This is a genomic window from Mycobacterium sp. NPDC049093, from assembly GCF_040704635.1.
In the GTDB taxonomy this organism is placed as follows: Bacteria; Actinomycetota; Actinomycetes; order Mycobacteriales; family Mycobacteriaceae; genus Mycobacterium.
This window is the reverse complement of sequence record NZ_JBEZJS010000002.1, coordinates 1-13,020: the sequence shown is the minus strand read 5'-3', so window position 1 is coordinate 13,020 and position 13,020 is coordinate 1. Positions and strand designations below refer to the sequence as shown.

14 protein-coding genes are annotated in these 13,020 nt (G+C 62.0%); 5 read left to right on the top strand and 9 right to left on the bottom strand.

What is annotated here, in order from left to right; translation table 11 throughout:
- Position 1: 1 nt before the first annotated feature.
- Together AB0876_RS05670 and AB0876_RS05665 are read right to left on the bottom strand one after the other, a co-directional pair.
- A complete protein-coding gene (locus AB0876_RS05670) occupies positions 2-1,153 on the bottom strand; it encodes an acetyl-CoA C-acetyltransferase (protein WP_135358477.1) in 1,152 nt (383 codons plus the stop codon).
- Between the two features lie 69 nt (positions 1,154-1,222).
- Complete coding sequence (locus tag AB0876_RS05665) at positions 1,223-1,870, bottom strand: TetR/AcrR family transcriptional regulator (protein WP_135358476.1); 648 nt, start codon at positions 1,868-1,870, stop codon at positions 1,223-1,225.
- Positions 1,871-2,163: 293 nt separating this feature from the next.
- On the opposite strand from AB0876_RS05665, the gene AB0876_RS05660 reads away from it, so the two are divergent.
- Positions 2,164-3,369: an acetyl-CoA hydrolase/transferase C-terminal domain-containing protein gene (locus AB0876_RS05660; protein WP_135358475.1), complete on the top strand. Its 1,206-nt coding sequence runs from the start codon at positions 2,164-2,166 to the stop codon at positions 3,367-3,369.
- A gap of 7 nt (positions 3,370-3,376) precedes the next feature.
- On the opposite strand, the gene AB0876_RS05655 is transcribed toward AB0876_RS05660, so the two are convergent.
- The gene (locus tag AB0876_RS05655) at positions 3,377-4,021 is read right to left on the bottom strand and encodes a TetR/AcrR family transcriptional regulator (protein ID WP_135358474.1); all 645 of its coding nucleotides are present in this window, start codon (positions 4,019-4,021) and stop codon (positions 3,377-3,379) included.
- A 58-nt stretch (positions 4,022-4,079) separates the two neighbouring features.
- Positions 4,080-5,234, bottom strand: a complete 1,155-nt coding sequence (locus AB0876_RS05650) for an acyl-CoA dehydrogenase family protein (protein WP_135358473.1) — start codon at positions 5,232-5,234, stop codon at positions 4,080-4,082.
- A gap of 125 nt (positions 5,235-5,359) precedes the next feature.
- Between AB0876_RS05650 and AB0876_RS05645 the strand changes: the two genes are divergently transcribed.
- Complete coding sequence (locus tag AB0876_RS05645) at positions 5,360-6,172, top strand: HpcH/HpaI aldolase/citrate lyase family protein (RefSeq protein WP_234814786.1); 813 nt, start codon at positions 5,360-5,362, stop codon at positions 6,170-6,172.
- Between the two features lie 30 nt (positions 6,173-6,202).
- On the opposite strand, the gene AB0876_RS05640 is transcribed toward AB0876_RS05645, so the two are convergent.
- Positions 6,203-6,658 carry a MaoC family dehydratase gene (locus tag AB0876_RS05640; protein ID WP_036446649.1) on the bottom strand — a complete coding sequence of 152 codons (456 nt, stop codon included), beginning with the start codon at positions 6,656-6,658 and terminating at the stop codon, positions 6,203-6,205.
- Positions 6,659-6,755: 97 nt separating this feature from the next.
- A complete protein-coding gene (locus AB0876_RS05635; protein ID WP_036446650.1) occupies positions 6,756-7,751 on the bottom strand; it encodes a MaoC family dehydratase in 996 nt (331 codons plus the stop codon).
- A 417-nt stretch (positions 7,752-8,168) separates the two neighbouring features.
- Between AB0876_RS05635 and AB0876_RS05630 the strand changes: the two genes are divergently transcribed.
- The 3 genes from AB0876_RS05630 (at position 8,169) to AB0876_RS05620 (ending at position 11,265) form a co-directional block, all read left to right on the top strand.
- Positions 8,169-8,471, top strand: coding sequence for a TetR/AcrR family transcriptional regulator C-terminal domain-containing protein (locus tag AB0876_RS05630; protein WP_036446655.1), 303 nt, complete (start codon positions 8,169-8,171; stop codon positions 8,469-8,471).
- Between the two features lie 341 nt (positions 8,472-8,812).
- Positions 8,813-10,552, top strand: coding sequence for a class I adenylate-forming enzyme family protein (locus AB0876_RS05625; RefSeq protein WP_036446656.1), 1,740 nt, complete (start codon positions 8,813-8,815; stop codon positions 10,550-10,552).
- Between the two features lie 35 nt (positions 10,553-10,587).
- Positions 10,588-11,265 carry a TetR/AcrR family transcriptional regulator gene (locus tag AB0876_RS05620; protein WP_526041479.1) on the top strand — a complete coding sequence of 226 codons (678 nt, stop codon included), beginning with the start codon at positions 10,588-10,590 and terminating at the stop codon, positions 11,263-11,265.
- Positions 11,266-11,717: 452 nt separating this feature from the next.
- Here the strand turns inward: AB0876_RS05620 and AB0876_RS05615 are convergent, their stop codons facing one another.
- The 3 genes from AB0876_RS05615 to AB0876_RS05605 all read right to left on the bottom strand — a co-directional run bounded on the left by AB0876_RS05615 (position 11,718) and on the right by AB0876_RS05605 (position 12,988).
- Entirely contained in the window at positions 11,718-11,834 is a 117-nt protein-coding gene (locus AB0876_RS05615; protein ID WP_234814784.1) for a hypothetical protein, read from the bottom strand.
- A 19-nt stretch (positions 11,835-11,853) separates the two neighbouring features.
- Positions 11,854-12,285: a transposase gene (locus AB0876_RS05610; protein ID WP_160117209.1), complete on the bottom strand. Its 432-nt coding sequence runs from the start codon at positions 12,283-12,285 to the stop codon at positions 11,854-11,856.
- Between the two features lie 358 nt (positions 12,286-12,643).
- On the bottom strand, positions 12,644-12,988 hold the full coding sequence (locus tag AB0876_RS05605; protein ID WP_526041909.1) for a DUF4193 family protein: 345 nt from the start codon (positions 12,986-12,988) through the stop codon (positions 12,644-12,646).
- Positions 12,989-13,020: the final 32 nt, after the last annotated feature.

The following is a 13,020-nucleotide window of genomic DNA, read 5'->3' as shown; positions in this document are numbered from 1 at the left end:
CTCAAAGCCTTTCAATGATCGTGACGTTCGCCTGCCCGCCGCCCTCGCACATCGTCTGGAGGCCGTACCGGCCACCTGTGCGTTCGAGTTCGTGCAACATCGAGGTCATCAGGCGTGCGCCGGTGCAGCCGATGGGATGGCCGAGCGCGATTGCGCCGCCGTTGGGGTTGACCTTCGCTGGATCGGCGCCCAACTCCTTCAACCACGCCAGCACCACCGACGAGAAGGCCTCGTTGATTTCGACGACGTCGATGTCATCGATCGACAATCCGGCGCGTTTCAGGGCATGTTGAGTGGCGGGAATGGGAGCTGTGAGCACTTCCACCGGATTCGCGCCGCGGACAGACAGGTGATGTATGCGCGCCCGGGGGGTCAAGCCGAACCGATCGACAGCGGACTTCGACGCAATCAACAGGGCGGCTGCACCATCCGAGATCTGGCTGGCCGCCGCTGCCGTCAGGACTCCACCGTCGACGAGTGTCGGCAACTTCGCCATCTTCTCCAGCGAGGTATCGGGCCGGGGACCTTCATCGGTGCTCACACCCGCGAATGGGGTGATCTCGCGGTCGAATCGGCCGGCGGCGATCGCCGCAGCTGCGCGCTGGTGGCTGGTCAGGGCGAAACGCTCATTGTCCTCGCGAGAGAGTTGCCATTTGGCGGCGATGAACTCGGCACCACGGAACTGGGAGATTTCCTCGTCGCCGTAGCGCTCGTACCAGCCGTGTGATCCCGTCCAAGGATCGGAGGATCCGTATGGTTCTCCCGCCGTGAAGGCGCAGAGTATCGGGTATTGACTCATCTTCTGGACACCGCCGGCGACGATCAGTTCGGCAGTGCCACTCATCACGCCCTGTGCGGCGAAATGCACGGCCTGCTGGGCGGATCCGCACTGTCGATCAATCGTCACTCCCGGGACCGACTCGGGCAGGCCCGCTGCTAGTGCGGCAGTACGCGCGATGTCACCGGCTTGAGATCCGATGTTGTCCAGGCAACCGAGGATCACGTCATCGATCGCCGCGGGATCTACATCGTGGCGGCTCACCAAAGTCTTGATCACATGGGCGGCCATATCGGCAGGGTGAACTTCTGAAAGACCGCCTCCGCGCTTACCCACCGGGGTGCGGATCGCGTCAACAATATAAGCCTCAGTCACCCGTAGAATTTAACATAGAATCAAAAATCTGGGCCAAGATTTTTTCAGTGCAACCTTCGGCTCCCTCGTTCACGACGGTGCGAGTGTGCCGTCGGTGGCGTACCCGGACAGCGACTTGCGGACGAATATCATGGCTGCGTTTATGGTTTCGTCCACGGCAAGCATCCCCACATTGCGCCACTCGGCCGTCCAGTTGAGGGCGCCGAGAATCAACAGCTGAGTGACTCGAAGTTCGTCTCTTAGCTCGGGGTCCAGTGACTCGGCGAGGCAGCCGAAGAGGTCCTGCCACAAATACCCGTAGAGCTCCTCTTCGTGGATGGCGTTCCTGCGTACTTCCGCAGGAACCTGTCGCGCATTGCGGATGAAGGCGGTGGCGTAATCGGAGAGGTCGAGCAGGTACACCAGGTGTGCATGCACTGCGGAGATCAGTCTGTCCATCGGATGGGCCTCGGATGGCAACTTGGCCAGCGTGGAGCGGACGTGTTCACGCGTTTGGGCGATTCCGACTCGAAGCACTTCTGCGATGAGTTCATCACGGGACTGGAAGTAGTAGTAGATGGCCGGCGTTCGTACTTCTGCCTGCTGGGCAACATCGGCAAGTCGAAACGCCGCGTAGCCACTACGGCTGAGGATGTACGCCGCGGCGTCCACAATGCGTGCGCGGGTCTGCGCGGATTTCGACTCTGCTTCAACGCGGGACTGCATGGCGTCGGACACCACCTCCGGGAAGGCGCGACGGGTGGGGCGCCCAGTCCGCGCGTGGTCGATCTCGGTACGTTGACGCAACTCGGCCGACCTGTGCGTGGAGCTGCGGCTTGCGGGGGTGGACGATCCGTCGAATTTATATTACATTAAAATTAGTTAGACGGCCACACTTGGTATGCCGTCTGTGCGGCGTTGGTTTTCAGGGCTTTCTCGCCAGCCGTCCCCACGGATTTCCGCGCCGATGTCGCCGCGGAAGCGTTCGTGAGGAGTTGCGCGGGTTTAGAACATCGGAAGAGTAGGCATCGGTGCGCGCTCACAGTACGAACCCGACGACCACGGCAAGTGATACGGAAGGGGCGCTCAGGCGAATCATCAAGCCTGGGACCACCGTCGCACTGGGCGACGGTGTCGGTGCGCTCCGTACGAACGCCGAGGGCGCCGCGATCTGTCGGATGCTCGGCAATGTGGCGCGTGACGTCGGGGGTGTCCGCTTGATCCTGGGTTGGGTACCGCAGGCACCGCTGGACCTGAATCCAGCCGATTTCGCCGACGTCGTCGTTCTAATGCCGGGTTGGGGAGCTCGTAGCGTCCTGGGCGACGATCGAGCCCGCTTTCTGCCCGTGAGCCTGTCTGCGATGCCGGCGTTGCTGGCTGAGGTGCTGCGGCCGAATCTGCTGATTACGCGGTTGGTGGAACGAGCAGGATTGCTGTATTTCGGCACCGAGGTGTCGTGGCAGCGGGGGCTAATGGACGCCGGAGTGCCGGTGCTGGCCCTTGTCGATGACGCCGGTCCGATGGCGAGCGCGGAGACGCCGGTGGTCCCTGCGATGGTGACCGTGGTGGGGCGGACCGGCGAAGGCCCTGCCATAGTGCCACAGCGTGAACCGGACGCCGTTCACGACGAATTGGCTGATCAGGTCTTGCGATTCGTACCCGAGGGTGCGCGGTTGCAATATGGGCCGGGACAGCTGGGCGCTGCGCTGATGCGCAGGTGTGCGGTACCGATTCGTCTCGACACCGGCTTGCTCACCGATGCCGTCGTCGAGCTGGATCGGCGGGGCAAGCTGTTGGGCGTGCCGTCGGCGACCTATTTGATCGGGTCCGAGGTGCTCTACGAATGGGCTGAAGGGCGTCCGATACTTCGCGGTATCGACTACAGTCACGATCTGACCAGACTGTCTCGTGGCGAGCCGTTCATCGCGGTGAACACGGCGATCGAAATCGACCGGTACGGGCAGGTCAACGTCGAAGGCGTCAGCGACCGGGTCGTCGGGGGAATCGGGGGGCATCCGGACTTCTGCTGCGCTGGTCGATCGAGTCCTGGTGGATTGTCGATTATCGCCGTTGAATCGAGGTTTAAGGGCCGATCGCCGTTCGTCGACAGGTTGAGCCGCCCGGCGTCGACCCCGGCCCATGATGTCGACATCGTTGTGACCGAGCGCGGCTACGCCGATCTACGTGACTGCGATTGGGACCGGCGCGGAACGCTCCTGGCCGGATTATTCGACTAGCTTCTGGTCAGGCTCGGTCGTCGTTCTGCAGTCCGTTGCGTACCAGGATCTGGGCATTGCGCACCACGGCGTCGACCGTGAACTTGCGAGAGTCGAACCATTCTGCCGCCCAGTTCAGCGCGCCCAGTACCAGCAGCTGCGCAGTTTTGGCATCCAGCTCGGGGTTGAGCTGTTTGGCCTCCAACGCGTCGTCGAACAACCGCCGCCAGGCACGCCCGTAGGCCGCTTCTTCTTTACGCTGGCGGGTGCGGAGGTGCTCGGGAATCTGCCCTGAGTTTCGGATGGATGCGGTGGTGTAATCGGATAATTCGAGTTCGTGGCGAAGGTGGGCCTCAACTGCCGCCAGTATTTTGTCCATTGGCGAGATTTCGGGTGGCAGATCGTCGAGGATGCTTTTCAGGTGTCGGCGCATCTCGCCGATTCCGGAGAACATGACCTCCTCGATCAACTCTTCTCTGGACGAAAAATAGTAGTAGATCGCGGGAGCCTGGATTTCGGCGAACTCGGCGACGTCGGTCAGTCGGGTGCCGGCGTAGCCTTTGACGCTCAGGACGTGTGCTGCGGCATCAAGAATTCGCGCGCGAGTCCGAGCCGCCTTGGTGTCCGAATCCGGCGCAGCACCGTTCGCAGCGTTCGCCGGTTTTCTAGTCATTCTTCAATTATATTCACAGCCGTCTGTGGTTGCGGGGTCCGGCTCGCGCTAGACCCGCTCAGATGCTGCCGCGGGATACGAGTTGTGACGCGATGACGTTCCGCTGGATCTCGTTGGTACCCTCGCCGACGATCATCAGTGGGGCGTCGCGGAAGTAGCGTTCAACGTCGTATTCGGTGGAGTACCCGTAACCGCCGTGGATGCGCACCGCGTTGAGCGCGATCTCCATGGCGACCTCGGAGGCGAACAGTTTGGCCATGCCGGCTTCCATATCGCAACGCTCCCCGCTGTCGTACTTCTCTGCGGCGTACCAGGTGAGCTGGCGGGCCGCGGTCAGCTTGGTGGCCATGTCGGCCAGGTAGTTGCCGACCGACTGGTGCTTCCAGATTGGCGCCCCGAAACTCTCCCGTTGCTGGGCATAGGCCAGAGAATCTTCCAACGCCGCCGTCGCCACCCCCAATGCCCGTGAAGCCACCTGGATACGACCTGTCTCCAGCCCTTTCATCATCTGCCCGAAGCCCTTGCCCGGCTGCGCACCCAGAATCGCCGACGCGCAGACGCGGTACCCGTCGAACGCTAGCTCACACGACTCGACGCCCTTGTAGCCCAGCTTGGGCAGATCCCTCGACACCGTCAGCCCGGGCCCGTGTGTGACCAGCACGACGGAGATGCCCTTGTGCTTCGGGACGGCGTTCGGGTCGGTCTTGCACAACAGCGCGATCAGATCCGAGCGCCGCGCATTCGAGATCCACGTCTTGGCGCCGGTGATCACCAGGTCGGTCCCGTCGGTCTTCGCGACGGTGGTCATGGCCTGCAGATCCGACCCGCCACCGGGTTCGGTCAACGCCATCGTCGCGCGGATCTCTCCGGTGGCCATCTTCGGCAGATAGGTCTGCTTCTGTTCCTCGGTCCCGAACTGCGTGAGCAGTTTGGCCACAACGGTGTGTCCGCCCATCGCGCCGGCCAGGCTCATCCACCCTCGAGCGAGTTCCTGGGTCACCCGCGCGTAGCAAGGCATCGACACGGGGCTACCGCCGTAGGACTCTGGCACCGCCAAGCCGAAGATCCCGATCTGCTTCATCTGCTCGATCCAGCGCTCGGGATATTCGTTCGCGTGCTCGACCTCCTGCACGGTCGGCTTCACATCCCGATCGACGAAGGCCCGCACCGTCTCGACCAGGAAAGCCTCTTCGTTGGACAGGGGTGCGGGCATCGTGGCAACTTCCTCGACTGGGTGAACCGGTGATGTGGCAGTATTTAATCGAGATTAAATGATGCTCGACCGGTTAGTCAAAGTGACTGCTGGCGAGAGGATCCTCGACCTCGATGGGAGATTCGATGCGCGATCTGACGACGGCGCGGAGCTTACTGTTCGTTCCGGGGACGCGGCCCGAACGATTCAGGAAGGCCGCCGAAGCCGGCGCCGACGGCATCGTGCTGGATCTCGAGGATGCGGTGGCGCCCGCCGACAAGTCGGAAGCTCGTTCTCATGTGGACGGATGGCTGGGTGATGGCAACGTCGGGGTGGTTCGTGTCAATGCCCGCGACACGGACTGGCATGCACAAGACCTCGACATGGTTCGGAGACACGGGTGCCCCGTCATGATCCCGAAGGTGGAATCCGTAACCGATGTCGAGGTCGTTTGGCGACATCTGCGCGACGACGCGGACTTGATACCACTCATCGAGTCCTCAGCTGCGGTCTTGGCCGCGCGCGAAATTTGTTCGGGTATTGGGGTAACTCGGGTTGCTTTCGGCAGTTTCGATCTTGGCGCAGAGATCGGGGTCGCTCCGGAGCGTCAGGAGGCTTTTCTGTTCGCGCGCAGCGCGCTCGTGCTGGCTTGCGCATCCGCGAAAATTGCACCGCCATTGGACGGCGTCACCGGCGATGTCAGCAGTCCCGATGCGCTGAGAGCTGACATCGAACACGCCAGCGGCCTCGGCTTCGGTGGAAAATTGTGCATTCACCCAAAACAGGTCGCTGCCGTGAACGCGGGCTTCGCCCCGGACGAGTCCGAAGTGCGTTGGGCGTACAGAATTCTCGCCGAGGTGAACGATCAAGGTGTCGCGGTGGTAGACGGAAAGATGATCGACGCCCCGGTGATCGCCCGGGCCCGCCGCATACTCAAGACGGCAGGCATCACAGTCTAGCTAGCTCTGGGTGGTCACCGGAGCCTTTGCTCACCCGGTGTAGCGGACGATGCTCTCAGCTATGCACACCGGTTTGGCCGAGCCCATCGCCTCTATGGTCGTCGACAACGTCACTGCGGTAGTATTCCGCGCCACCTCGATGACATCGGTGACGGTGCTGGTGCCGCGAACACGGGAATCGACCGGCACCGGCGCGGGGAAACGCACTCGGTTGAGACCGTAATTGACGGCGAACCGGACGCCCCGCACTTCGTAGATCTGATGCCAGATCTGTGGCAGGAGTGCCAACGTCAGAAAGCCGTGCGCGATCGTGGTGCCGAATGGTCCGGTCGCAGCGCGGACGGGATCGACGTGAATCCACTGGGAATCTCCGGTCGCTTCGGCGAACCGATCGATTTCGTTCTGTGTCAACAGCATCCACTCACTGGTTCCGAGTGGTTCCCCCTTGGTGTCGGCCAGTTCACCCAAGGATTCGAAGATGTGCATGATTGTCCCGTCTGTGGAGCGGCTGTGTCGTTGCGGCAGCCGAAGATGGAGTGGTGGTTGGTCGCGCGTGCATTCCCGTGCGTCGAAGTCGGGACGGTCAGAAGTGCAGGGCAGTAAACTTCCAGTCGAGGACTTGTCGGTCCGCACCCTCGTCGGCGGCATAGACGACCGATCTGAGGTTCAGGACGGTGCCACGATCGCCGGCCAGGGCCATCGCGTCTTCCACAACGAGGTCGCTGTACAGCGTGTCACCTTCGTGCACCGGGCCTGAATGATCGCACGACTGCCAACCGAGCACCGTGACCAGATTGGGTAGCAAGCGGGTCGCCTGGGCCAGGGCGAGGCCGATCGTATGCCCGCCGTAGACGAGACGTTGACCGGCGATTCGAGAGTCATGATGGGTAGCCGCGATGTTGAGAGTGAGCCGCGCCAGTTCGGTTGCGCTGCTGACGACATCTGCGGTGCTGCGCAAGGTGGTACCCGTCAATTCCGGCGAGAAGTCCGGTCGTGTTGCTCTCCGGCGGAACTCCTCGGTGCGCCAGCCGGCGATGGGGTTTCCCGGATCGGCCGGCGACTCGGTCCCGATCCCAGACAGGTCATCGTTGTAGCCCGTTTGGATCGAGTCGTCGCTCAGCGGAAGCATCGCACAGCGGTGGAAGTCCAGCACCAGGCGCTCGGCCTGATCGAGCGTCGTGATGCGCAGAGCGGCCAGACCAGTCGACGGCCTACCGGGTTTGGTCGAGTTCTGCTTGAGCCCTACGACTTCGGTCCGCGTGTAAAGCGAGTCGCCGATCGCCGGGAAGCGGTGAAATCGCAGGCCACGATAGAAGAGGTTGGCCTTCACTCGTTGCGTTGCCAGCGTCGATTGGCCGATCGCCACGTCGCACACATAAGCCGGATGCGCAACTACCGATAACTGTCCGGTGACTGCGCGACTGAGTTCACGATCGAGGGGTAGGCGTAGACGATCTCCCAGTATGGCTTGATGTAAGGCGGCGCCGCCAGAGGTCAGCGTCAGTGCAGGCGCCCAATCGAACACGGTGTTCCGGGTGAGTTCGTCGAAGTAGGGACCACCCGACGCGTGCGCTGTCATACGAGGACATCGCGCGGATTGGTTCTGGGAGAAGTAATCATGGCGTACCTCCGTATCGTGTACAGGGTGGCCTGGCACCTGAAAAAGTCTCTGTGACGGAGCTATTCGATCTGTCGGCAGTCCAGGGCGGGCCCGTTGTCGATATTTAATCAATATTCGAATATTGAACGCAACCTACTTTGGCAGATGGTCTCGGCGTGCGCTTGGTATACCTACCCCGGCGGGTACGGCCGCGGTCACTTCGTCATCAACCCGCATAACCGGAACCAGATCGGCCGGGGCAGGTGGGAAGCGACCCATGCGAGCACTGCGGCTTGTGGCAGCATGCGGAAACTCGCAGAGCCACTGGGCGTCGCAACTATGACGATCTACGGGTACGTCCGCAATAAGCAGGAATAATTCGGAGCCGCCTGTGAATTGGCATTCGATCAACAGCAGATTCTGTCGCTCCGGGGCGATTCCTGGGAGGATCAGATCCGAGACACAGCAACCGAACTGTACGAGATCTGTCGGCAGCACCCCAATCTGGTGACGCTGACGCTGACCGGCTTGTCGGTGAAACCCGGACAGTTCATCCGGCGAGGACGGTTCGTCTCCGCCCTGTGCGACGCCAGCTTTCCCTGTGATGTCGCGCACCGAGCGTTGGCCGTGCTGCTGAACTTGATCCTCGGCTCCTCGGCTCCTCGGCGGTTGGCGGCGCCACACTGTGGCAGCCGCTGAGTTCGGAGGCGGGTGAAGCGGGGCAGGAGGTATCGGACGATGCTGCTTTCCGGTACGGGGTAAGCATCGTCATCGACGGACTCCGTGCTGACTTGGCCAGGATCGGCGCACTCCAGGAGTCGACTTTGTAGCGTGGGCCGGGAAGGTCCAGTGTGAGTAGAGAAGCCTTCTCCGCAATCAAACTTTATTATAGATTAAATTATGATGACGTAGTGCAGTTGTCCGCCCGTCAGGCCTCGTCCTGACTCTCGACCTCGGGAGGCCACCATGATCGATTACTGGCGATCGCCATTCCGACCCCTAGTCGGCATGGAGGTCTCTGCGCCGAGCGTCGGTCCGTCATGACGGCTGCCGCATCGATCGACTCCCGACGTCAGTCGCTGCGGGATCGGTTCCCCACTTGGCAGAGCGTGTCTCTGGCGGAATGGCTGGACCGGTGCTCGTCGGAATATGCGTCTCGGCCTTTCGTTCTGACCGACCACACAGCTTGGAGCTACGGCAACGTCGCGGCGAGATCACGTGATCTCGCCAGGGGCCTGCACGCCCTCGGGGTTCGGTCCGGTGATCGCGTCGGGATGATGATGGCCAACTATCCAGAATTCGTATCGGTCAAGTTCGCCATCGCGCGTCTCGGGGCCATCGCCGTGCCGTTCAACTACCTTTACCGTGAGCGGGAACTGGCCTATGTCCTGGCGGATTCCGGCTGCTGTGTCCTGATTACGATGACCCGGTTCAGCGATCAGGATTACCAACAGACTCTCGACAGTGTCGCGCCCGGTTGGGACCGCGCCGGCTTCACAGGCCGAGCGCCGGAATCTGATGAGGTCCCGGAATTGCGTCACGTTGTGCTCTTGGATACCGGCGGCGTGCCGCGGACGGGCGCACTTCAGTTGCAGCAAATGGCAGAAATCGACGCGATAGATGATGCGGCGAGTGAGTGGCCCGTCGTGGATCCTGCTGCAGCCGGCGACCTGCTCTATACCTCCGGTACCACGGGGTCGCCCAAAGGTGTTCTGTTGTCGCATGATGCGGTCTTGCGAACGGCCTATGCGTCCGCACTGACCCGCGCCTATGAGCAAGGTCGCCGAATCCTCTTCTCTCTGCCCTGCTATCACATGTTCGGCTACATTGAGGGATTGCTGTCCGCAATGTGCGTGGGCGGAGCGGTCATCCTGCAGCCGAAGTTCACTCCAGAGAACTACTTCCGCGAAATCGAGCGTCACCGCGCAACCGACATCCTTTGTGTACCTACTATGGCGGTGTCCATGGTGGAAAGCCCCGTTCGCGGGGACTATGACTTGAGCTCGCTCAACGCCGTACTATGCGGATCGGCGCCTGCTCCGGCGTGGTTGTGGCGGCAGTTCAAGGCGGAATTCGGCGTCCAGGAGATCGTCACCGGCTACGGCATGACTGAATCCGGCGGGGCGATGACGCTGACACTACCCGAAGATCCGGTGGAGGCACTCACCGACACGGTGGGCCGACCGAAACTCGCCGGCGTCGCAGGTGCGAGCGGTACCGACGGCCTCACGATCTATCGAGCTGTGGACGCCGCGTGCGACGCGGTGCTCCCTGCTGGGGTCGACGGAGAGTTGGTCTCGTCGGGCCCGACTGCGATGCTCCGGTACTGGAACCGACCCACTGATACCGCAGAAGTGCTGCGGGATGGATGGATTCACTCCGGAGACCTCGGCCGGGTTCGTGCCGACGGATACCTGCAACTGACCGGGCGCACCAAGGAGCTCTACAAGAGTGGAGGCGAGTTGGTGATGCCAAAGGAGATAGAGGATGTGCTGTCCGAACATCCCGACATCAGCCAGGTGTACGTGGTCGGGCTCCACAACGACCGATGGGGCGAGATCGGCTGTGCGGTCGTCGTCCCGAGACCGCAGTCCACAATCACCGAGCACGAGGTGCTGTCCTTCTGCCGGAGCGCGTTGGCTCGATTCAAGGTGCCGAAATCAGTGGTCTTTCGTCAAGCCGAAGAACTTCCGACCACAGCCACCGGAAAGGTGCAGAAATATCGGCTGGTGCAGCAACTCAGCCAACGGCCAACATTCGCCACCGAAGAACGGCAGTGATCCAGACGGGTGGGATAAGGGAAGATACGCTGAATATGTCTGCTGGCAAGCAGGTTTCGCTCCGCAGGGATGCCGCGGACAATCGTCGCCGCATCCTCGAAGCTGCGCGGGCGTTGTTCGTGACAAAGGGGCTGTCGCCGGGGCTCAACGATGTTGCGCACCACGCCGGTGTGGGAGTGGCGACCGTGTACCGAAGGTTCCCGACGAAGTCAGAACTTATCCACCAGGTATACGCGGAAGCACTCGATCACTGCATAGTGAAGCTTGAATCGGCCCATCGAAGTGAAGATGCTTGGACAGCAATGGAATCGGCATTGATCTCGTTGTGTGAGATGTCTGCGTCGGACCGTGGATTCCGCGAGATGGCATTCGAGGTCAGTGGCGCGGAGTTTTGTCCGGCGGCTGCTCGTGAACGTCTTATCAGCGTTATTGCTGCAGTCGTGGAGCGTGCGAAGGACCAAGGATGTATTCGGCGGGACCTCTCTCATACCGACATCCCGATACTCGGCATGCTCGCCGGTTCGGTGAATGACTACGCCGGTGCGGTCGCTCCGGATCTTTGGCGCCGTTATGTCGTATTGATGCTCGACGGTGTGCGCCGCCGCCCTGCACAGACTCATATGCCCGCAAGGGCATTCACCGATGCCCAATTGAATTCCGTCCTAGGGCTATGCCCGCCCGGCGGCCCACAAACCCTGCGCCCTCGGGGCTGAAGCCGGCTTCGTTGAGCGCAAGGAATGTGTTCGAGTCAGGGTACTTCCCTCGGGCGTCGATCATGCATTGTGGTGATGAGGGCTTCTAGACGGACCACGCCGACGAATCAGCCGTCCCGAGATCCTTGCGTCTAAGCACCGCGAACGCCGGACATCGTTGCTACGCGAGTTGAGATCTCAGATATCGCACTCTGCGATCGTCGTTAAGGTTGGCTACCTACGAATCCATACTTAGTTGAGCGGGCCTACGAACGTTCGGGGTCACCAGCGGCTTGGCCGATGGTTTGTCCTACGTTGGTGGGACAGTTGGTTCCGTGGCAGCAACGAGGGCGAATTGAAGTCGTCTTGCTGAGGGCGCAAGGAGATCAAGCCGTGCACGCGAGGGATCTGCGGTCCTACTAGCTTTGTGCGTCGCCGGCAGAGACCCTCTCCTCAAAGCAGCGCTATTGGTGTTAGGAGTCAAGCGGTGGTGAGCCACTGTCGGTATTGTCGGCGAGGGTTTGGTTACGTTGGCGTCCGCGTTCGAGCCGGGAGATAGTGATGGTCGGAACACCGAAGTGGGCGGCCACGGTGGCCAGGGTGAGGTTCCTAGCCTGCCGTGCGGGCCGCAGGTCGCCGTAGTAGTCGTCGACGGGCACGGGCACGGGCACGGGCACGGGCACGGGCACGGGGGCGGGTCAGAAGTTTGAAGATCTCGCGGGAGATGGAGCGCTTGAGCAGCCGCAGGATCTCGTTCTTAGTGCGGCCGTCGGCCAGCTGGCGTGCGACGAAGGCGCGGGTTTGCGGGTGAGCCGACATGCGGATCAGCGCCATTAGGTAGAGGGCTCTGTTAGCTGCTCGGTCGTCGCCGCGGGACAGGTGGTGGCGGGTGAACTTGCCCGAGGACGCCGGTACCGGAGCGGCCCCGCACAGGGCGGCGAAGGAGGGTTCGGAGCGGAATGGAATGGTTGGGGCTAGCGCCGGATTGGGCTGCCGGACAAGCACATCGAGCTGGGCGGCCGTGGCGAAGTCCAGTGACACTGGGTAATCGACGGAATGCACCACCAGGTTTGCAGGCCCGAGTCTTGATCTGAGCGCATCGGCAAAGGCCTGCCCCACGCTCCCGGTGCCGGGGCCTCGAATGTTCCACGCGCGAATATCAGTTCGGTGTGCGGGCACGGGTCTGAGGCTGCGGTCGGTGATGGAAACGCGAGCGCCGAGCACGCCATCAGCGCGACCGCGACGAGGCGCGCCGCAATGCTGAGGGCGGAGGTCATTCGCTTCTGAGTCCGTGGGCAAGCGTAGATCGCAGGCACCGTTCGCCTGTCCCCTCGTTGATGGAATCACAGCCGCAGGGCGCTGCTGATGGGAAAGTGGAGGGTGGAAGTTGGAAAGTGGGCTAGAGACAGTCTGCGCACACCGGATGGTTGTCCACCCAGACGAGACGATTACGGTGCTGGACAAGCAGGCATCGCGAGCACACGAACTCGTCGGGTTGGACTGGCACCACAGTGACCGATAAGGATTCCTCGGACAGGTCAGCATCTGGTAGATCCAGTGGTTCGGCCGAGTCGGGATCATCTAGCGCGGTGCCCTGGTCGTCGCTGAGTGTGTTCGCCCGCAGGCCCAAGATCCGGGGCAATCCGTCGAGCTGTGTAGGAGGGGTGTCGTCGTGGGCTGGTGAGGGGGACCCGATTACTGGTCCAGTCGCTATGCGGCTTGGGGTTGGTGGGTCGTGGTCCACTGTAGGGCGAACTCGGTGGGGCTGAGTCCGTG